The following is a 19,413-nucleotide window of genomic DNA, read 5'->3' on the forward strand; positions in this document are numbered from 1 at the left end:
ACTGATCCCCACCACCCGACGACGGAGTTCCCATGCGCATCGGCATCCTCACCTCCGGAGGCGACTGCCCCGGCCTGAACGCGGTCATCCGCGCGATCGTCCTGAAGGGCATCGCCATCTACGGACACGACTTCGTCGGCTTCCGCGACGGGTGGCGCGGGGTGGTCGACGGCGACATCGTCCCGCTCGGCCGCAAGGACATCCAGGGCATCGCGAAGCAGGGCGGCACGATCCTCGGCACCAGCCGCACGAACCCGTTCGAAGGCCCCAACGGCGGGGTCGAGAACATCTCCGCGACCCTGCAGCGGCACGGCATCGACGCCATCGTCGCGATCGGCGGCGAGGGCACCCTCGCCGCCGCGAAGCGCCTGACCGACGCCGGCCTGCAGATCGTGGGCGTGCCGAAGACGGTCGACAACGACCTGGGCGCGACCGACTACACGTTCGGCTTCGACACCGCCGTCGCCATCGCGACCGAGGCGATGGACCGCCTCCGCACCACCGGTGAGTCGCACTCGCGCTGCATGGTCGCCGAGGTGATGGGCCGACACGTGGGCTGGATCGCGCTGCACTCCGGCATGGCCGCGGGCGCGCACGCGATCCTCATCCCCGAGCAGAAGACGAGCATGGAACAGATCGCGAAGTGGGTGCGGGCCGCGTACGACCGCGGTCGCGCACCGCTCGTGGTCGTGGCCGAGGGCTTCGTCCCCGACCACGAGGACACCGCGCACACCGAGCGCGGGCTCGACGCCTTCGGACGGCCGCGGCTGGGCGGCATCGGCGAGCGCCTCGCGCCGCTCATCGAGGAGATGACGGGCATCGAGACGCGGGCCACGACCCTGGGGCACATCCAGCGCGGTGGCACGCCGACCGCGTACGACCGGGTGCTCTCGACCCGGCTCGGGCTGGCGGCGATCGACTCGGTCGTCGAGGAGCGCTGGGGCCGGATGGTGGCGCTCCGGGGCACCGAGATCGAGCACGTCTCGTTCGAGGAGGCGCTCGGGGAGCTCAAGACGGTGCCGCAGGCGCGCTTCGACGAGGCCGCCATCATGTTCGGCTGAGTGGGCTGTGGCGGCTGGGGCGACGGGGGCGGCCGGGGCGGCTCGGCTGTTTCGGGCGTACCTGGTCAGATCGGGCGTACCTGGTCGGTTGTTCTGCCCCGGTACGCCCGAATCCACCAGGCATCGCGCGCGTTCTGGGAAAGAACGGGCACGCCGACGAGCCCGCCGAGTCTGCGCCGGGTCGAATCGGGCGTACCTGGTCAGATCGGGCGTACCTGGTCGGTTGTTCTGACCCGGTACGCCCGAATCCACCAGGCATCGCGCACGTTCTGGGAAAGAACGGACCGACGGCCGGGAGGCCCGGGGTAGCGTCCGGCGCATGACCCGCGCCGTCCTCGTGTCCAGTACAGCCCCGCCCACCGTCACCGACGTCGACCTGCCGGATCCGGCCGAGGGCGAGGCCCTCGTCGACGTCACGTACTCGAGCGTCAACTACAAGGACGGCCTGGCCCTCGCGCGGAACCCCGGCGTCGCCCGGCTCGACCCACTGGTGCCCGGGATCGACGTCGTCGGCACGGTGTCGGGGCTCGGGCCGGGTGTGCACGAGGTCGCGATCGGTGACCGGGTGGTGCTGAACGGCGCCGGCCTGGGTGAGACCCGGCACGGCGGCTGGGCAACGCAGGCCGTGGTGCCGTCCGGGTCGCTCGTCGCACTGCCCGAGGCGATCGACGACTCGTTCGCGGCGGCCATCGGCACCGCGGGGTTCACGGCGATGCTGAGTGTGCTGGCGTTGGAGCGCTTCGTCGCGCCGGACGACGGGCCGGTGCTCGTGACCGGGGCGTCCGGCGGGGTCGGCACCGTGGCGATCGCACTGCTCGCGGCCCGCGGGTACCGGGCCACGGCGTCGACCGGTCGCGCGGCCAACACGGACTCGCTGCACCGACTCGGGGCCACCGAGGTGGTCGACCGCGGCACCCTGTCCGAACCGGGCAAGCCGATGCAGCGTGCCACCTGGGCCGGAGCGGTGGACAGCGTCGGCGGGGCCACGCTGGCGAACGTCCTGGCCTCGACCCGGTGGGGTGGTGCCGTCACGGCGTGCGGGCTGGCGCAGGACTCCGCACTGCCGACGACCGTGCTGCCGTTCATCCTGCGGTCGGTGTCGCTGCTCGGGATCAACTCCGTCGACGCCCCGCTCGAGCTCCGGCGTCGGGCCTGGGACCGACTGGCGACCGACCTCGACGCGGCGCTGCTGGCCGACGTCACCCGAACGGTGACGCCCGAGCAGGCCATCGCCGTGGGGGCCGAGGTCGTCGCGGGACGCGTGCACGGCCGGACGGTCGTCGCCGTAGCGGGCTGAGTGGGCGTGCGTTCCGAGCGATTCATTTAGCAAACGTTTGCATATTGGCACGCTAGGATTTCGAGTGTCGATTTCGTCCTCGAGGAGATGACATGCCGGTCCCCAAGTCCACCGTGGAGAGCTCTCCCCGGAAGCTCCTGCGTGACGTCGTGTACGACAAGATGCTCGCGGCCCTCCGCGACGGCACACTGCAGCACGGCGAGCGCCTGAACGACGACGAGCTGGTCCAGTGGCTGGGTGTGAGTCGCACCCCGATCCGCGAGGCGATCGCGAAGCTCGTCGACATCGGCCTGGTCGAGATGGAGGCGAACCGGTACACCCGCGTCGCCACCCCGACCTTCGAGGACTGGGTCACCGCGACCCGCGCGACCGCCGGGTTCTTCGAGCTCAGCCTGCGCTGGGGCGTCCCCGAGTACAGCGACGAGGACGTCGAAGCCCTCACTGCGCTGCTCGACAAGGCCGACCGCATGCGCAAGGTGCGGGACTACGGCTTCAGCGGCGCCCTCACCGAGATCATCGAGTTCGCGGTCGAGCACTCCGGCAACCCCCTGGTGCAGAACGCCGCGGTCGGTGCCATGGAGCGGGTCCGCTTCACGCTCAACCCCACGCCGGCGTTCGAGCAGTACGGGTCCGAGGCGTTCTTCTCGATCCTGCGCGAAGCACTCACCGAGCGCGACGGCGAAGGCGCTGCCGAGGCCGGCCGCGCCCTCACCCGCAACTTCGAACAGCACATCGAGGCGGTCCGCGCCGACCGCGGCTGACCCGTGGTCGCCGGCGAGTGGGGTGACGCCGACCCCTGGGCGGCGGCGAACGACGACGCCTACGCGTCCCTGCTCGCCCACGTCCGGACCGGCCCCCGCGGGCCCGTGGCCGTCGACCTCGAAGCACTGAGCTGGGAGTGGGGCACGTCCCGCGGCCGCGTCCGTGCAGCGGCCGCTCGGCTCGAGGACCTCGGCATCCTGTCCCGGGGCCCGGACGGCACGTGGTGGTACGAGGAGCTCTCGGACGCCGACCTCTCGGACGCACTGGACTTCTGGGTGTCCCTGGTCGGCCCGGCCCTCCGCGCGACGATCCCGGCGCTCACCCCGGAGTTGCACGCCGAGCTCGATCGCCGGGTCGCGCGGGCTCGCACCACCGCTGCCCTCCGGCTGCCGGAGTACCCGACAGCGTTCTCCGCCGCCTGCCAGTTCTGGTTCGAGCACTCCCCGAACACCCTGGTGCGCAGCCTGGGCCTGCGTGCGTTCGAGCGGATGCGGTGGGCACGCGTCCCCACCCAGACCTGGTCGGTCCACGACGTGCACGCGTGGTTCGTGACCACCGGCCGTGCCGTGGGCACCGGCGACCCGGCAGACGCGACCACCGCGGCAGAGGTCATCGACGGGCTGTTCGAGATCCACCGGCGGAACGTCGGGGTCCCGCGGACGAGCCGCTCGGCGGACGACACCACCGAACAGCGTGTCGGCCCGGTCGGCCGCGCCCTGCTCCGCGACGTCCGCTCCGACGCGTTGGCGGTCGGGTCCAGGCACACGCTCGAGGACCTCGTGACACGGACCGGTGCTCCACCCGAGCAGGTCCTCGACGGGCTGCGCTGGCTGCACGACCTCGGGCTCGTCGAGGACGACGGCGGTCGGTGCCGCGTCGTGGAACCGTCGCTCGCGACCTGGCGCGACACCATGGAACTGCTCCCCGGCGTCTTCACGCACGGTGCCGTCCACGTCCTGCCCGGTCTGCAGGGACCCGCGCTCGAGGAGTTCCGCGCGCTCGTCGAACGGGCGCGGGCGGACGGCCAGGTGCGCGACCACCGGTACACGGAGAGCGCGTTCGCCGTCACGCGGTTCCTGTCCGAACAGTCCGGCAACCGCTGGGTGCGTGAGGCCCTGCGCCTCGCGATGGCCAGGCTCGCCTACGCGTTGCCCGAGGCACCCGCGTTCCGGCAGTGGGACGCAGAAGCGCTCTGGCTCACGCTCGACGCGGCCGCCGGCAGCGGCGACGTCGGTGCTGCCCGGGCCGCGGCCCGCCGGTTCGTCGACGTCGCACGAGCGCACGTGGACGACGTCACGGCCCGGTGGGGCACGATGGGGTCATGACCGACCCGCACGACGACGTCCTGATCCGCGCCACCGGGGTCCGCGTCACGCGCTCCGGCCGCGACCTGCTGCACGACGTCGACCTGACCGTCCGGCGCGGGGAGCACTGGGCGCTGCTCGGACCGAACGGTGCCGGCAAGTCCACGCTGCTCGCCGTCCTCGGCGCCACCGGGCACCCCACCGCGGGCACGGTCGAGGTCCTCGGCCGCCGGCTCGGACGCGTCGACGTCCGCGGACTCCGGGAGCACATCGGCCACGTCGACCCCCGCCACCGGATGCTCTCGCCGCTCACGGTGCTCGAGACGGTCCTGACCGGGCTGACCGGCACGACGGACCTCATGATGCGGTGGGACCCCTCGGCCGAGCAGGTCGCGCTGGCCGAGCAGCACATCGCCGACGTCGGGCTCACTGCACGACGGGACGCCCGCTGGCCCGTGCTGTCGCAGGGTGAGCGGGGACGCGCCCTCATCGCCCGGGCCCTGATGTCCGAACCCCAGCTGCTGCTGCTCGACGAGCCGGCGACCGGCCTCGACGTCGCCGCACGGGAGCACCTGCTCGAGACCGTCGACGCGCTGCGGCACCGGCACCCCGAGCTGGGCAGCGTCATGGTGACCCACCACCTGGAGGACCTGCCGGCCTCGACGTCGCACGCGATGCTGCTCCGCGACGGTGCCGTCGTGGCCCAGGGAACCTCGGACGAGGTCATCACGTCGTCGGCAGTGTCGCACGCGTTCGACTTCCCGCTCGCGATCCTGCGGTCGGAAGGGCGCTGGGCGGCACGCCGATCCGCCTGACGCGTGCTTGAATGGCTGTTCAGTGTCCGCGGCCCGTGTCGGGGAGGGACCCGGCACCGCACCACGGTGTCACGCCGCGGACCGTCACCAGGGGGAACCATGACGAACACGCCGCCGCCCTACCCGGGGTCCGAGCCGCAGCCGAACGACGGGCAGCCCAACGCCGGCCACCCGAACGGCCAGCAGTACCCGCAGCAGCCCGCAGGCCAGCCCCAGCAGCAGCCCGCAGGCCAGCCGTACGCGCAGCAGCAGCAGCCCGCCCGTCAGCCCTACGCGCAGCAGCAGCCCGCCGGCCAGCCGTACGCCCAGGCCGCCCCCGCCGGCGCCGCGCCCTACGCACCCCCGCCCACGTCGTCGTCCTCCCGGGGCAAGCGCGTCCTGATCTCGGTGCTCGGCGTCGTCGTGGCCGTGGTGGTGGCCTTCCTCGTCCGCCAGGGCCTCAACGCGGCCTTCAGCGACTCCACGGAAGAGAAGGTCTCCAAGGCCGTCGAGCAGATCCGCGAGCAGAGCGACCTGCCCAAGCAGGTCGACTCCGTCACGACGTGGACCGGGATCGAGGCCGAGGGCGCCGCGATCCACTACGACTACACGGTGTCGTCGAACGTCGATCCGGCCTCGATCACCGAGGGGGCCATCCGCGACGCCGTCGGGCCGAACCTCTGCTCGAACAGCGAGACGAAGAAGCTCCTCGACGAGGACGTCGACATGCGGTACACGTACAAGTTCGAGGGCTCGTCGAAGACCGTGGACACGACCTTCACGAAGGCCGACTGCTCCTGAGCCCCGACGCCCGTCACGCGGGCGCGGCGGCAGCAGCCTCCGCGCCCGTCACACGGTCGCGGCGGCAGCAGCCTTCGCGGCCGCGGGCAGGGCGTCGAGGATCCGTCCGACCGCGCGGTCGTCGTGCGCGGCCGTGACGAACCACGCTTCGAAGACGCTCGGCGGCAGGGTCACCCCGGCGTCGAGCATCGCGTGGAAGAACGGCGCGTAGCGGAACACGTCCTGCGCCCGCACGTCGTCGTAGTTCCGCGGTGCCTGCTCGGTGAACGCGAACGAGAACAGGTTGCCGGCGCGCTGCACGGTGTGGGCGACGCCCTCGGCCGACAGGGCGTCCGACGTGGCCGCGGAGATGACGGCAGCGGTGCGGTTGAGCGACTCGTACACGGACGGCGTCGCGGCACGCAGCGTGGCGATGCCGGCGGCGACGGCCAACGGGTTCCCCGACAGGGTGCCCGCCTGGTACACCGGCCCGAGCGGGGCGAGGAAGTCCATGACCTCCCGCCGACCGCCGAGTGCGGCGAGCGGCATACCGCCACCGATGACCTTGCCGAACGTGATGAGGTCGGGCTTCCACCCGGCACCGTCCGGCACGACCTTGGACGCCTCGAGGCCCCACCAGCCGGCAGCGCCGACGCGGAACCCGGTCAGGACCTCGTCGACGATGAGCAGCGCCCCGTGCGACCGGGTGATCTGCGCCAGTGCCCGGTTGAAGCCGCGCTCCGGTGCCAGGACGCCCATGTTCGCGGCGGCCGACTCGACGATGACCGCGGCGATGCGCTCGGAGTGCTCGTCGAAGGCTCGGCGGACGGCGTCGAGGTCGTTGTACGGCAGCACGAGGGTCTGCGCGGCGGTCTCGGCGGTGATGCCCGCGCTGCCCGGCATGGCCAGGGTCGCGACGCCCGAGCCGGCCTCGGCCAGCAGGGAGTCCGAGTGCCCGTGGTAGTGCCCGGCGAACTTCACGAGCAGGTCGCGACCGGTGTAGCCGCGGGCCAGCCGGATCGCGGTCATCGTGGCCTCGGTGCCGGTCGACACCATGCGGAGCTTCTCGATGGGGCCGTCGCCGTCCACCGACACCCGCTGCTTCACGAGTTCGGCCAGCTCGGTCTCACCCGGGGTCGACGCCCCGAACGACAGTCCGCGCGCGGCGGCCTGCTGCACGGCCTCGACCGTGCCGGGGTGGGCGTGCCCGAGGATCGCGGGGCCCCACGACGCGACGAGGTCGACGTACTCGCGACCCTCGGCGTCGGTGACGTAGGCGCCCTTCGCGGACACCAGGAACCGCGGGGTGCCGCCGACCGACCCGTAGGCGCGGACCGGGGAGTTCACGCCACCCGGGATCGCGTTCTTGGCACGGCCGAAGAGCTGGTCGTTCGTGGTCATTCGGGGGCCTTCCCGGTCGAGGCGATGCCGGCGACGTCCGCGGTGCTGCCCGAGGTGCGGAGGCCCGCTTCCTCGTTGAGCTTCCGCGCGATGTCGACGGCGAAGTAGGTCAGGATCGCGTCGGCACCGGCGCGCTTGATGCCGACGAGCGACTCCATCGCGGCGGCGTCGCGGTCGATCCAGCCGTTCTGCGCTGCTGCGGTGATCATCGCGTACTCGCCCGAGATCTGGTACGCCCAGACCGGGACCGGCGAGGTCGCAGCGGTCTCGGCGAGCACGTCGAGGTAGCTCATCGCGGGCTTCACCATCACGATGTCGGCGCCCTCGTCGACGTCGAGCGCGACCTCGCGGAGGCCCTGTCGACCGTTCGCGGCGTCGATCTGGTAGGTCCGGCGGTCGCCGACGAGCGTCGACGACACGGCCTCACGGAAGGGACCGTAGAACGCCGAGGCGTACTTGGCGGCGTAGGCGAGCAGCGCGGTGCCGCTGTGTCCCGCGCCGTCGAGGGCGTCACGTGCGGCGGCGATCTGGCCGTCCATCATGCCGCTCATGCAGACGAGCTCGGCACCGGCCTCGGCCTGCGCGACCGCCATGTCGCGGTAGCGCAGCAGCGTGGCGTCGTTGTCGACGGAGCCGTCGGCGGCGAGCACACCACAGTGTCCGTGGTCGGTGAACTCGTCGAGGCACAGGTCGGACTGCACCACGAGGGCATCCCCCACCTCTTCGCGAGCGACGCGGATCGCCACGTTGAGGATGCCGTCCGGGTCGGTCGCGCCGGAGCCCTCAGCGTCCTTCGTGGTCGGGACGCCGAACAGGTTCACGCCACCCACACCGACCGACGCGGCGTCGACGAGCGCGCGGCGGAACGAGTCGAGGGAGTGCTGCTGCACGCCCGGCATGCTCGAGATGTCCACGGCGTCGGTCGCGCCTTCGCGGATGAACATCGGCAGCACGAGCTCGGCAGGGTGGAGCCGGGTCTCGGCCACGAGTCGTCGCATCGCGGGGGTGGCGCGGAGCCGACGGGGGCGGACCTGGGGGAAGCGTCCAGTCACGGGTGACCTTCCTGATGGGGGGTGGTTGGGTTCAGTGCCTCGACGACGGCGTCGAGCAGGGCTTCTGCGGACCGGGTGCGTCCGACGGCGTGCACGGGCAGTCCGGCCGCACGGGCGTCGGTCGCGGTCCCGGGGCCGATGCAGGCCACGATGGTGCGGGGGTCGAGCGGGGTCATCCGGCGGGCGATCTCGCGGGCGACGCTGCCGCTCGTCACGAGCACCGCAGCGGGCGCCGTCTCGAGGGTGATCGGCTCGTCGCCGGTCCCCACGGTACGGTACGCGACGACGTCGTCCACGTCGATGCCGCGGGCACGGAGGCCGTCGACGAGCGTGGGTGCCGCGATCTCGGAGCGGGGGAACAGCACGGTGCCGTCGGTGTCCGGCAACTCCTGCACCAGGCCGGCTGCGGACGTCTCGGTCGGCACCAGGTCGACGACCCAGCCCACAGCGCGCGCGGCACGGGCGGTCGGCTCGCCGACCGCAGCGACGCGCACCCCGGCCGGGAGGCCCGCCACGCGTTCCGACAGGACCGTCACGGCCGTCGCACTGGTCACCACCACCCATGCATAACCAGCCACAGGGGTCCGGTCACCGACGGTATCCGGTGATCCGGGCCTCCCGGCCGCACCGGAGGCGATCAGGCGGCGGACCGCAGCGTCGAGCGCGGCGGGGTCGGACGGCGGAGCGTCCGTGATGAGGGGGACGACCACGGGCGCGAGCCCTCGGGCCCTGGCCTCGGCGGCGACCCGGTTCCCCCACGCACCGCCACGCGGGACGAGGACGACCGGGGGTCGCGCCTCGTCCGTCGCGGTGGTGGAGGGTTCCGTGGTGAACCGCCTACTCGGCCGGCGTCGCGAGGCCGGGACCCGCGGTGTACGGCCCGTCCGTGGTGTCCTCGGCGACGGTGGTCGCCAGGTCGGCGAGGTCAGCGGCGCCGTTGTCGAGCAGCTCGGTCGCCACACGGCCGCCGACCGCGAGCGCCTCGTCGAGGCGGTCCTGCGCCGAACCGTCGAGCACGGCCGCGTGCGACGCGGTGCGGTACTCGGTGCCGTCGGGGCGGTAGACGGTCGCGGACACGAGCAGCAGCTCGGCGTCCACGACGGCCGTCGCACCGATCGGGGCGGAGCAGCCGGCCTCGAGCTTGGCGAGGACCTCGCGCTCGGCCGTCACCGTCAGGCGGGTGGGGGCGTGCTCGATCTTGCTGAGTGCGGCGAGCAGCCCACGGTCGGTCTCGTCCGTGCGGATCTCCACCGCGAGCGCACCCTGTCCGGGAGCACTCGGCCAGAAGCCGAGGTCGAGCAGTTCCGTGGCGGCCGACAGGCGGTCGATGCGCCCGAGGCCGGCGGCGGCGAGCACCACGGCGTCGAGGTCGTCGTCCACCCGGCCGAGGCGGGTGTCGATGTTGCCGCGGATGTCGACGACGTCGAGGTCCGGTCGTGCGGCACGGAGCTGCGCGGCACGGCGGGGCGAACCCGTGCCGACCTTCGCCGCCTCGGGCAGCGTGTCGACGGTGGCACCGTTCCGGGCGACGAGGACGTCACGGGCGTCCGCACGCTTCGGCACGGCACCGATCGTCAGGCCCGGGTACGGCGCGGTCGGCAGGTCCTTGAGCGAGTGCACCAGCACGTCGACCTCGCCGGCGACCAGGGCTTCACGCAGGGCGCTGGCGAAGACACCGGTGCCACCGAGCGACGCCAGGGAGGCACGGTTCGTGTCGCCCTCGCTCGTGACGGTGACGAGTTCGACGGGTCGGCCGGCCGCCTTCGCCAGGCGGTCGGCGACGTCCTGCGACTGCGCGACCGCGAGCCGGCTGGCACGGGTGCCGAGCCGGATCGGGACCGGGCCGTCGGGCGCTGTGGCGCTGGGGTCGTTCACGGTCGTGTCGGTCACGGAGCGACGCCCGCTGCGGCGGGCTTGAACCCCGCTCGCACGTTCTCGCAGCAGCCCGGACGGCACACGTCGTACCAGGGGCCGATGTCGGTCATGTGCGGACGCTCGGCCTTCGGCGTGCCGTTGACCCGCTCGAGCACCAGGTCGACGAGACCGGACACGTAGGCCGGGTCGATGCCGGGGGTCTGCGTGCGGAGCGACCAGAAGCCGAGCTCACCGGCGGTCTCGGTGGCTTCCTCGTCGAGGTCCCACATGACCTCCATGTGGTCGCTGACGAAGCCGAGCGGGACGATCAGCACGGCACGCGTCGGGCCGCCCTTGAGGTCCTCGTTCATGTAGTCGTTGATGTCGGGCTCGAGCCACGGCTGCGTCGGGGGGCCGGAGCGCGACTGGTAGACGAGCTTCCAGGCGGGCTTCGACGTGCCCTGCAGGTGGGCGTGCTCGGGCTGCTCGAGGAGCTCGGCCCAGGCCTGGTCGAGGACGACCTCGCCGACGGCCAGGTGCTGCGCCTCGTACGCGCCGTGCTCGTCGAACCCGCGGTAGTCGGGGCCCGAGCGGGCGGCGTCGGTCGAGGGGATGGAGTGCGTCGAGAAGAGCACCTGCAGCTCGGTCGCGACGTCCAGGCCCTCGTTCTCGGCGATCGCGCGGGCCATGCCGTCGCGGACGCCGTCGATGAACGGGCGGACGAAGCCCGGGTGGTCGAAGAACTGGCGGACCTTGTCGATCTGGATGGTGTCGATCAGACCGGTCTCGTTCAGCACGCGGGCGTAGTCCTCGCGGTACTGCCGGCAGCTCGAGAACGACGAGTACGCGCTCGTGGCGATGGCGACGAGCTTCGTGTAGCCCTTGTCCGCCGCCTCGGTGAAGGCTTCTTCGAGGTAGGGCTCCCAGTTGCGGTTGCCCCAGAGGACCGGCATGTCGATGCCGCGCGACGCCAGCTCGGCCTCGAGCGCGGCCTTGAGCGCACGGTTCTGCGCGTTGATCGGGCTCACGCCGCCGAAGTGGCGGTAGTGGTGCGCCACTTCTTCAAGACGCTCGTCCGGGATCCCGCGGCCGCGGGTGACGTTGCGCAGGAAGGGGATGACGTCGTCCTGGCCCTCGGGGCCACCGAAGCCGGCGAGCAGGATCGCGTCGTACGCGGTCGGGGTCTCGACGTGCTCGGGACCGGACGCCGCCGCGGGGGTGGCGGCGAGGACCTGGCCGTTCGTGATCATGCTGGTGTCGGTCATGACAGCACCTCCGGGAGTTCGGCGGTCGTCACGCGACGACCCGTGAAGAAGGGGACCTCTTCGCGCACGTGCATGCGCGCTTCGGTGTAGCGGAGATCGCGCATCAGGTCGACGAGGTCGACGAGGTCCGGGCTCTCGAGCGGCAGGATCCACTCGTAGTCGCTCAGGGCGAAGGTCGCGATGGTGTTCGTGAGCACGCGGCGGTACTTCGCGCCGGCGATGCCGTGGTCGCGGAGCATCTTCGAGCGCTCCTCTTCCGGCAGCAGGTACCACTCGTAGGAGCGGACGAACGGGTACACCGTGATCCACGCCTCGGGGTCCTTGCCGCGCAGGAACGCGGGGGTGTGCCGCTTGTTGAACTCGGCCTCGCGGTGCATGGCCATGACGTGCCAGACCGGCTCGGCGTCCTGGAACAGGCCGGTGCGACGGATCTCGCGCAGCACGGCCTGGATCGCCTGTGCGTCGTCGCCGTGCAGCCAGACCATGACGTCGGCGTCGGCACGGAAGGCCGAGACGTCGTAGAAGCCACGGATCGTGACCCCGCGCTCGGCGGCGCTGGCGATCACGGTGTCGAGTTCGGCCACGGCGTCGTCGCCGACGCGGTGGACCGGGCCGAGGGGCCGGCGGAACACTGCCCAGAGGGCGTAGGCCGTCAGCAGGTTCGGGTCGATCCCGGAGTCCGGCTGACCGGTCTCGGCGGGTTCCGTGTGGGGGTGGTCGTGCGCGGGCACGGGCCCGGTGTTCGTGGGCGCGTCGGAGCTCATGGATCCATTGTCCTATCGGTTGCCAGGGTGTTGGCCGCCCCGCATCCGGTGGACCGCGCTCGGGCGGTCTACCGCCGTCGGAGCACCATCACGACGATACCCCCGACCACCGCTACGCCGGCTGCGAGACCGGCCAGGTACGGCACCGGCTTCTCGTCGAGGCCGCGCTTGAACTTCGACGCCGCGATCCCGATCTGCTTCGGGACGTTGAGCTTGTCCTCGATCGCGTCGAGGGTGTCGAACAGCTGGGCGCGGGTCGCGGCGACGCGAGCAGCGAGATCGTCGTGCGGGTCGGTCACGGTTCCTCCGTCGGTGGTGCGGCTGTCGGGGCTGTCGGCACTCAGGAGCGGCCGTCGACGTCCGGCTTGCGGCTGCCGTACTGCGTCGGCGGGGTCGGCTTCTTGCCGAGGCCCTTGACCGCGTTGATGTCGTCCTTGACGCTGGCGATCGTGCGCTTCGGCGTGATCGGCAGGCCCTTCTTCAGGCGCTTCCAGCCGATCAGGCCGAGGATCGCGGCGATGATCAGCATCACCACGGCCACCACCAGTGCGGCCAGCCACGCCGGCATCACGGTCGCGAGGCCCATCACGGCTGCGGTCAGCAGGACGCCGATCGCGTAGAGCACGACGACGAGCGCACCGACCAGCAGACCGGCTGCGAGGCCGAAGATCTTCGCCTTCGCGAGCATCTCGGCCTTGAGCAGGTCGATCTCGCCCTTGACCAGGCCCTTGACGAGCTTCGGGACGTCGCCGACCAGGCCGAACAGCGAACGCGACTTGCGATCGCGGGTGTCGGTCATGAGGTGGTGGTGTCCTTCTTCTGGCCGACCTTGCGGACGGCCTTCTTGGTCGTCTCACCGATGAACTCGGCGACGTCCGGGGTCTTGTCGGCGATGAAGTCCTCGGCGACGTGCACGCCCTTCTGGACGCCGTTGCTGTTCCAGACCTTGCCGCTGACGGTCTTGATCTGCTCGTACCGCGCCCGTCCGGCTCGCGATCCCAGGACGTACCCGAGTGCGGCGCCGGCGACGAACAGGAGCTTTCCGCGCATGTGCGATTCCTCCGTGCATTGGTTGTGCGGTGGTCATGCACCGAACGGAATACGTCCGGCGGTCTCACCAACAGTAGCCCTCAGGGGCTGCGCGGTCCGCTCAGGAACCGAGGATCTCGTCGGCTGCCTTCCGAGCGGCGGCGATGATCCCCGCCAGGCCGCGTCCGGTCGAGGCCTCGCCGATCCCGACGACGCCCTCGGCCAGCCCGGCCGCGGCCAGGTCCGGTCCGTACCAACCGACGCGTGCGGCGCCGCTGACGCGGTCGGCCGTGATCGCCACACCGAGCAGCGTGGACGCGTCCTGCAGGGCACGGCTGCCGACGGGGTCGGTCGGGTCGACCGGGAGGCTCGTGGCGACGCCCGCAGGGTCCGTCGCGGTGGTCGCGTAGCTGAGCCGCAGGACGTGGCGTCCGTCCGCCACGTCGGCCAGCCACGGCCACTTCACCGTCGCGTGCGTGAGGGCCTTCGCCGACACGGCCTGCGCGTCCGGGTGCACGAGCATCCCGGTGCCACGCGGGGCGGCGTCGAGCTCGGGCTGGTCGACGACGAGTGTGACGAGCTGGATGCCCGTCCGGTCGGGGGCGGCGGTGCGCTCCGGATCGGCGACGGAGGACAGGGTGTGCTGGGCCGGCAGCCGTTCGGTCGTACCGTCGGCGCCGACGATCTCGACCGCGTGCGCCTCGATGCGGGTCGCCCGGGTGTGCAGCCGGACGTCGACCCCGTAAGTCGCCATGTCGGCGACGAGCTCGTCCACCAGGCGCACCGTCCCCCCGCGGATCCCCTGCACCGGGGTGCCGGCGGCCGCGCGTGCCCGCAGCGACAGGACGGCCCGGGCGAGCGACCCCTCGCGCAGCAGTGCGGCGCGCAGGCCCGGGGCCACCCGGTCGGGGTCGAGCTGGTCGGGGTGGGTGGAGTGGACGCCACCGGCGATCGGCACCACGAGGTCGTCGAGCACCCGCTCCCCCATGCGCCGGCGGACGAGTTCGCCGAGCGAGGAGGCCTTGGCGCCCACCGGTGCCGGCAGCAGCGAGTCCATCTGGGCGCGCAGGCCACCCTTCTGCCCGACCACGGCCAGCACGTCGGCGGCCATCGGGGTGCTCGGGATGCCGAGGAGCCCGGTCGCCGGGATCGGGGAGGTCCGGCCGTCGCGGGTCATCAGCCAGGCGCCGCGGGGGTCGGGGGCGACGACGTCGTTGCCGAGCCCGAGCTCGATCGCCAGACGGCCGACGGCGTCCGTGCGGGTGGCGAAGGAGTCCGCCGCCATGTCGAGGTCGATCCCGCCGACGGTGTGCCGACGGATCATGCCCCCGAGCTCGCCCGAGGACTCGACGAGCACCACGTGGGCGCCGCCCTTGGCGAGGTCACGGGCGGTGACGAGCCCGGCGACCCCGCCGCCGACCACGACGACGTCGGTCACGCGCCGGCTCCGTCCTGCGCTGCACCGTCGTCCGCGCGGCCGTCGCCGAGCGAGTGGACCAGCTCGACCACGCGGGTCAGGACGTCCGGGTCGGTCTCGGGCGGGACCCCGTGGCCGAGGTTCACGACGTGGGCCCGTGCGGCACCGCCCCGACGGACGACGTCGCGGACGTGCGCTTCGAGGACACCCCACGGCGCCGAGAGCATCGCCGGGTCGATGTTGCCCTGCACGCTGACCCCGGTGCCGACGCGCTGGACCGCCTGGTCGAGCGGCAGGCGCCAGTCGACCCCGACCGCGTCGACGCCCACGGTGTCCGTGCCGAAGGTCGTCATGTCGGCCAGGACCTCGCCGCTGCCGACGCCGAAGTGGATGCGCGGCACCCCGAGCTCGGCGACGTGCGACATCGCCTGCGCGGAGTGCGGTGCGACGGACCGGACGTAGTCGGCGCGGGAGAGCGACCCGACCCACGAGTCGAAGAGCTGCACGGCCGAGGCCCCGGCGAGCACCTGTGCCCGGAGGAACATCCCGGACACCTCGGCGGCCCAGGCGAGCAGCCGCGACCAGGTCTCGGGGTCGGCGTGCATGAGCGTGCGGGCGCGGATGTGGTCCTTGGACGGGCCACCCTCGACCAGGTAGGCGGCGAGGGTGAACGGCGCCCCCGCGAAGCCGATCAGCGGGGTGTCGCCGAGCTGGTCGACCGTGCGTCGGACGGCCTGCTCGATCGGGGCGAGGGCCGCGGGGTCGAGCTGCTCGAGGGCGTCGACGTCGGCGGGGGTCCGGATCGGCGACGAGAGCACCGGGCCACGACCGGGGACGATCTCGACGTCCACACCGGCGAGCTTGATCGGCACGACGATGTCGCTGAAGAAGATGCCCGCGTCGACCCCGTGCCGGCGCACCGGCTGCAGGGTGATCTCCGACGCCATCTCCGGGTCGAGGCACGCGTCGAGCATGGCTGTGCCGATCCGAAGCTCCCGGTACTCCGGCAGGGACCGTCCGGCCTGCCGCATGAACCACACCGGGAGCGTCTCCGGACGGTCACCCCGCAGGGCCCGCACCAGGCGGGAACCACTCGTCCGCCCTGATGCCAGGGGGTGGGAGTCGGGGAGGGATGTGGTCGTCGCTTCGGTCACCGGATGATTCTCCCATCGAGCGCGTTACCATTGACTACGTGCTCATCTGTCTCACGGCGTCGCATCGCAACGCCAGCTTCGATCTCCTGGAGCGACTGAGCATCGGTGCACCCGCGGCAGCCAGCCGACTCGTCACGGATGCCGGCGTCCTGGACGGTGCAGTGGTCCTCGCGACCTGCAACCGCTTCGAGGCGTACCTCGACATCGCGGGCGACGAGAGCGAGTCCGCCGTCTCCGCCACCGTGCAGGCCGTGGCCGCCGCGAGCGACCTGGACGCCACCGAGGTCCTGGACTCCGTCCACGTGCTGGACGGCAAGGACGTCGTGCAGCACCTGTTCGCCGTGTCGAGCGGTCTCGAGTCCGTCGTCGTCGGCGAGACCGAGATCTCCGGCCAGGTCCGTCGCTCGCTCGAGGACGCCCGGTCGAACGGCACCACCACCTCGGACCTCGAGCGCCTGTTCCAAGAGGCCGCGCACACCTCGCGCGGCGTCAAGACCCGCACCCGCATCGGTGCCGCCGGCCGGTCGCTCGTGCGCCTCGGCCTCGAGCTCGCCTCGTCGCGGGTCACCGACTGGGCCCGCACCCGCGTGCTGCTCGTCGGCACCGGCAGCTACGCGGCCACCACCATCGCCGCCCTGCGCGACCGCGGCGCCACGAACATCCAGGTGTTCTCGCCGTCGGGCCGGGCACCCTGGTTCGCCGCCAAGCACGACCTCGTCGCCGCCCGTGACCTGCGCCAGGCCATCGGCGAGAGCGACGTCCTGATCACCTGCACCTCGAGCGAGGTCCCGGTCGTCGCGCCGGCCGACCTCGACGACGGGGTCCGCCGCATCGTCATCGACCTCGGGCTCCCCCGCAACGTCGACCCCGCGGCCGCCGTCGTCGACGGCGTCGAACTGCTCGACCTCGAGACGATCAGCATCCACGCCCCGATCTCCGAGCTGAACGCCGAGTCCGAGGCCCGCGCGATGGTCGACGACGCCGTGTCCCGGTTCCGCGCGCAGGCGATGGAGCAGTCGACGACCCCGGCGCTCGTGGCGTTCCGCAAGCACGTGTTCGACATCCTCGACGACGAGATCGAGCGGGCCAAGCGCCGCGCGGACGCCGACGGCGAGTCCGTGGAGCACACCGAGCGGGCGCTCCGGCACCTGGTCGGCGTCCTGCTGCACCGTCCCTCGGTCCGCGCTCGTGAGCTCGGTCGCGCCGGTCGCGGCGAGGAGTTCGTCGGGGCGATCGACTCCCTGTACGGCGTCCGGCCGGAGGCCGAGCCGGAGCTGCCGTCGCCCGTCGTCCCGCTGGCCGACCGCACGGCACTGGACCCGACCGCCTCGGATCGCGACGACCAGGCGGACGCGAGCTGAGCCTCCAGACAGGCTCGCAACCACCCACGCTGCGCGTGAGTGCGCTGCTGCTGGTGCGTGACCGACGTGTCCTGATGGTGCGCGCCCGGGCGCGCGACGTGCTCTACCTGCCCGGCGGCAAGGCGGAGCCGCACGAGACCGACGTCGAGGCCGCCGTGCGCGAGGCCTACGAGGAGACCGGCCTGCGGCTCACCGCCGACGACGTCGACCCGTTCGGCGTCGTGCTCGAGCCCGCCCACGGGCAGGCTCCGGGGACGATGGTCGCGATGACGCTGTTCCTGGTCCGGCCGGGATGCCCGCTGGACTCCGCCACGCCCGTCGCCTCCGCCGAGGTGGACGAGGTCGAGTGGGTCACCTCCGCCGACGCCGACCGCTGCCCGCCTGCGGGCGTGGAGACGCTCCGCCGCCTGGTGGCGGCGGAGCTCATCGACTGACCGTCAGGCTCGGGGCGGAGCTGCCGGCACGTGCCTGGTCGGCGGCACGACGCCGGTGTCACCAGCCGGAGAGGCGAGACGGCGTTCCAGCAGTGCCAGCGCGCCGATCACGGCGTCTGCCTCGAAGACACGGTTCCGCCGTCCCGCCGACCGTTGTGTCAGGACGCCACGCTCGACGAGGACCCCCAAGGCCGTGTTCGCGGCCTGCTCGCTCCGGCCCGTCGCGGCGGCGAACGTCTGCGCGGTGAGCACGGGCATGCGGGGCGCGAGTTCGAGCGCCGACCATGCAGCGGAGTCAGAGCGGACTCCGGCGAGCGCAGATCGCCAGGACTCCTTGATCCGGACGAGCTCGTGCTCGAACTGCGTCATCCGGTCCACGACCTCGGCCATCGCCTCGGCGAAGAGCCGGACGAACTGCCCGACGGCCCGCTGCGCTGGCTCCGATGCCGGCGGATCGGTGGACCGGAACCGCTGGAGCCCCGCTTCGTAGTCGACAGCACGGGTCGCCAGGACCAGGGACACCGGTGGAGACGACTCGATGGTCAGCCCCCGTGACCGCAGGACAGCGTGGATCAGTGCGCGTCCGATGCGACCGTTGCCGTCGGCGAACGGGTGGATCGTCTCGAACTGCGCGTGTGCGACGGCGGCGATGGCGATCGTCGGCAGCGTGCTCGAGTTCACGAACGCCAACAGGTCGTCGAGGAGTCCTGGCACCCGCTCCGGCACGGGAGGGACGAACACCGCTGCGGCAGGCGTCGGTCCGCCGATCCAGTTCTGCACCGCTCGGACCGTGCCCCCGACCTCGGGGGTCGCCGAGGCCTCCATCAGCCGCCGGTGCGCCTCGAGGAGCAGGTCGAGGGTCACCGGGGAACCCGGACCGACCGACTCGGTGAGGAAGGTCATGGCGTCGATGTTGCCGAGGACCTCGGTTGCGGTGCTCCACTGCCCGAGCGGGCTCCGTCCGCGCGCCTCTTCCTCGAGCAGCTTCCGCGGGGAGACCTCGAGGCCCTCGATCATCGACGACCCGACAGCCTCGGCTCGGAGGAGCATCCGACCCAGTGCGTCTCCGCTTCCGAGCAGGGTGGATCTCGTCTCGGCTTCGGTCACCGCAGCGGTGGCCTCGAGTACGGCCGCTTGTTCGGCCGGTCCGAGTTCGACCGTTCGGCCCTGCAGCGGATCCGGCACGTAGGCCTCGAAGACCATCGGCATCCGGAAGGCGCGTGTCGCGGCTGCCGGGTCGCCCGTGCGTCGGATCGTCTCGTACGAAGCCATACATGGATCATCCCATGATCAAGGATGACTGCCTATCCTTGATCATGGGATGCGTTCCACTCGGGTTCGTCAGGCCTTGTCGGTGTCGGTGTACTCCCCGACCTCGCCGTTCTGGGCCGGCTCGGCCTCGCCGGGGATGTCCGAGTCGACGTACTCGCCGTCGGGTCCGGTTCCGGTCGGACGCGTCTCGCCGGGGATGTCGCTCGAGACGAACTCGCCGACGGGCTCCGTCGACTCGACGTGCTCCTCGCCCGGGATCTCGCTGTCCGTGAAGGCTCCGGCGCGGGGTTCGACCCCGTCCGCGCGACCCTCGTCGCCTCGTGCCTGTTCGTGCTTGCCCGTCATGTCCGACCTCCGCTGCTCGGGTTGCTTGCCTCGGAGTGTGCTCGGGGTCCCTGGACGCCGACCGAAC

At 72.2% G+C, this 19,413-nt stretch carries 21 protein-coding genes; 8 read left to right on the forward strand and 13 right to left on the reverse strand.

Annotated features, from left to right (window positions below; all coding sequences use genetic code 11):
• The first annotated feature begins 32 nt into the window (after positions 1 to 32).
• The 6 genes from QRN49_RS06195 to QRN49_RS06220 all read left to right on the forward strand — a co-directional run bounded on the left by QRN49_RS06195 (position 33) and on the right by QRN49_RS06220 (position 6,019).
• Complete coding sequence (locus tag QRN49_RS06195) at positions 33 to 1,061, forward strand: 6-phosphofructokinase (RefSeq protein WP_111022389.1); 1,029 nt, start codon at positions 33 to 35, stop codon at positions 1,059 to 1,061.
• A gap of 319 nt (positions 1,062 to 1,380) precedes the next feature.
• Entirely contained in the window at positions 1,381 to 2,358 is a 978-nt protein-coding gene (locus tag QRN49_RS06200) for an MDR family oxidoreductase (RefSeq protein ID WP_284754528.1), read from the forward strand.
• 92 nt (positions 2,359 to 2,450) lie between these two features.
• Positions 2,451 to 3,119, forward strand: a complete 669-nt coding sequence (locus QRN49_RS06205; RefSeq protein ID WP_209049152.1) for a GntR family transcriptional regulator — start codon at positions 2,451 to 2,453, stop codon at positions 3,117 to 3,119.
• A 3-nt stretch (positions 3,120 to 3,122) separates the two neighbouring features.
• Positions 3,123 to 4,445 carry a GntR family transcriptional regulator gene (locus tag QRN49_RS06210; RefSeq protein ID WP_284754532.1) on the forward strand — a complete coding sequence of 441 codons (1,323 nt, stop codon included), beginning with the start codon at positions 3,123 to 3,125 and terminating at the stop codon, positions 4,443 to 4,445.
• A complete protein-coding gene (locus QRN49_RS06215) occupies positions 4,442 to 5,239 on the forward strand; it encodes an ABC transporter ATP-binding protein (RefSeq protein WP_284754534.1) in 798 nt (265 codons plus the stop codon). Before QRN49_RS06210 ends, QRN49_RS06215 begins: the two co-directional genes overlap by 4 nt.
• A gap of 99 nt (positions 5,240 to 5,338) precedes the next feature.
• A complete protein-coding gene (locus tag QRN49_RS06220; protein ID WP_284754536.1) occupies positions 5,339 to 6,019 on the forward strand; it encodes a hypothetical protein in 681 nt (226 codons plus the stop codon).
• A gap of 48 nt (positions 6,020 to 6,067) precedes the next feature.
• Here QRN49_RS06220 and hemL read toward each other — a convergent pair whose 3' ends face one another.
• The 11 genes from hemL to hemE form a co-directional block, all read right to left on the reverse strand.
• Positions 6,068 to 7,399 carry a glutamate-1-semialdehyde 2,1-aminomutase gene (hemL, locus tag QRN49_RS06225; protein ID WP_259571016.1) on the reverse strand — a complete coding sequence of 444 codons (1,332 nt, stop codon included), beginning with the start codon at positions 7,397 to 7,399 and terminating at the stop codon, positions 6,068 to 6,070.
• Positions 7,396 to 8,451: a porphobilinogen synthase gene (gene hemB / locus QRN49_RS06230; protein ID WP_284754540.1), complete on the reverse strand. Its 1,056-nt coding sequence runs from the start codon at positions 8,449 to 8,451 to the stop codon at positions 7,396 to 7,398. Before hemB ends, hemL begins: the two co-directional genes overlap by 4 nt.
• Positions 8,448 to 9,161: a uroporphyrinogen-III synthase gene (locus tag QRN49_RS17945; protein WP_313900615.1), complete on the reverse strand. Its 714-nt coding sequence runs from the start codon at positions 9,159 to 9,161 to the stop codon at positions 8,448 to 8,450. Before QRN49_RS17945 ends, hemB begins: the two co-directional genes overlap by 4 nt.
• A gap of 127 nt (positions 9,162 to 9,288) precedes the next feature.
• Positions 9,289 to 10,341: a hydroxymethylbilane synthase gene (hemC, locus tag QRN49_RS06240; RefSeq protein ID WP_284754545.1), complete on the reverse strand. Its 1,053-nt coding sequence runs from the start codon at positions 10,339 to 10,341 to the stop codon at positions 9,289 to 9,291.
• Complete coding sequence (locus QRN49_RS06245; RefSeq protein ID WP_111022397.1) at positions 10,338 to 11,570, reverse strand: ferrochelatase; 1,233 nt, start codon at positions 11,568 to 11,570, stop codon at positions 10,338 to 10,340. Before QRN49_RS06245 ends, hemC begins: the two co-directional genes overlap by 4 nt.
• Positions 11,567 to 12,334, reverse strand: coding sequence for a hydrogen peroxide-dependent heme synthase (gene hemQ / locus QRN49_RS06250; protein ID WP_175330816.1), 768 nt, complete (start codon positions 12,332 to 12,334; stop codon positions 11,567 to 11,569). Before hemQ ends, QRN49_RS06245 begins: the two co-directional genes overlap by 4 nt.
• Positions 12,335 to 12,402: 68 nt before the next feature.
• Positions 12,403 to 12,633 carry a DUF3618 domain-containing protein gene (locus QRN49_RS06255; protein ID WP_027467026.1) on the reverse strand — a complete coding sequence of 77 codons (231 nt, stop codon included), beginning with the start codon at positions 12,631 to 12,633 and terminating at the stop codon, positions 12,403 to 12,405.
• Between the two features lie 41 nt (positions 12,634 to 12,674).
• Positions 12,675 to 13,133 carry a phage holin family protein gene (locus QRN49_RS06260; RefSeq protein ID WP_071404474.1) on the reverse strand — a complete coding sequence of 153 codons (459 nt, stop codon included), beginning with the start codon at positions 13,131 to 13,133 and terminating at the stop codon, positions 12,675 to 12,677.
• A complete protein-coding gene (locus QRN49_RS06265) occupies positions 13,130 to 13,384 on the reverse strand; it encodes a hypothetical protein (RefSeq protein WP_017887727.1) in 255 nt (84 codons plus the stop codon). The genes QRN49_RS06260 and QRN49_RS06265 overlap by 4 nt, the downstream gene beginning before the upstream one ends.
• 100 nt (positions 13,385 to 13,484) lie before the next feature.
• Positions 13,485 to 14,801, reverse strand: coding sequence for a protoporphyrinogen/coproporphyrinogen oxidase (locus QRN49_RS06270; RefSeq protein ID WP_284754554.1), 1,317 nt, complete (start codon positions 14,799 to 14,801; stop codon positions 13,485 to 13,487).
• Positions 14,798 to 15,934 carry a uroporphyrinogen decarboxylase gene (gene hemE, locus QRN49_RS06275; protein WP_284754556.1) on the reverse strand — a complete coding sequence of 379 codons (1,137 nt, stop codon included), beginning with the start codon at positions 15,932 to 15,934 and terminating at the stop codon, positions 14,798 to 14,800. The genes QRN49_RS06270 and hemE overlap by 4 nt, the downstream gene beginning before the upstream one ends.
• 38 nt (positions 15,935 to 15,972) lie before the next feature.
• On the opposite strand from hemE, the gene QRN49_RS06280 reads away from it, so the two are divergent.
• Together QRN49_RS06280 and QRN49_RS06285 are read left to right on the forward strand one after the other, a co-directional pair.
• Positions 15,973 to 17,295, forward strand: a complete 1,323-nt coding sequence (locus QRN49_RS06280) for a glutamyl-tRNA reductase (RefSeq protein ID WP_284754558.1) — start codon at positions 15,973 to 15,975, stop codon at positions 17,293 to 17,295.
• A 35-nt stretch (positions 17,296 to 17,330) separates the two neighbouring features.
• The gene (locus tag QRN49_RS06285) at positions 17,331 to 17,729 is read left to right on the forward strand and encodes an NUDIX hydrolase (protein WP_284754560.1); all 399 of its coding nucleotides are present in this window, start codon (positions 17,331 to 17,333) and stop codon (positions 17,727 to 17,729) included.
• Positions 17,730 to 17,732: 3 nt separating this feature from the next.
• Here the strand turns inward: QRN49_RS06285 and QRN49_RS06290 are convergent, their stop codons facing one another.
• Both QRN49_RS06290 and QRN49_RS06295 read right to left on the reverse strand, forming a co-directional pair.
• Positions 17,733 to 19,001 (reverse strand): Fic family protein, encoded by a 1,269-nt coding sequence (locus QRN49_RS06290; RefSeq protein WP_284754562.1) that lies wholly within the window; start codon positions 18,999 to 19,001, stop codon positions 17,733 to 17,735.
• A 69-nt stretch (positions 19,002 to 19,070) separates the two neighbouring features.
• Positions 19,071 to 19,346, reverse strand: coding sequence for a hypothetical protein (locus tag QRN49_RS06295; RefSeq protein WP_071404469.1), 276 nt, complete (start codon positions 19,344 to 19,346; stop codon positions 19,071 to 19,073).
• Between the last annotated feature and the right edge of the window lie 67 nt (positions 19,347 to 19,413).

It is taken from the genome of Curtobacterium sp. ME-Dv--P-122a, assembly GCF_030209645.1.
In the GTDB taxonomy this organism is placed as follows: domain Bacteria; phylum Actinomycetota; class Actinomycetes; order Actinomycetales; family Microbacteriaceae; genus Curtobacterium; species Curtobacterium flaccumfaciens.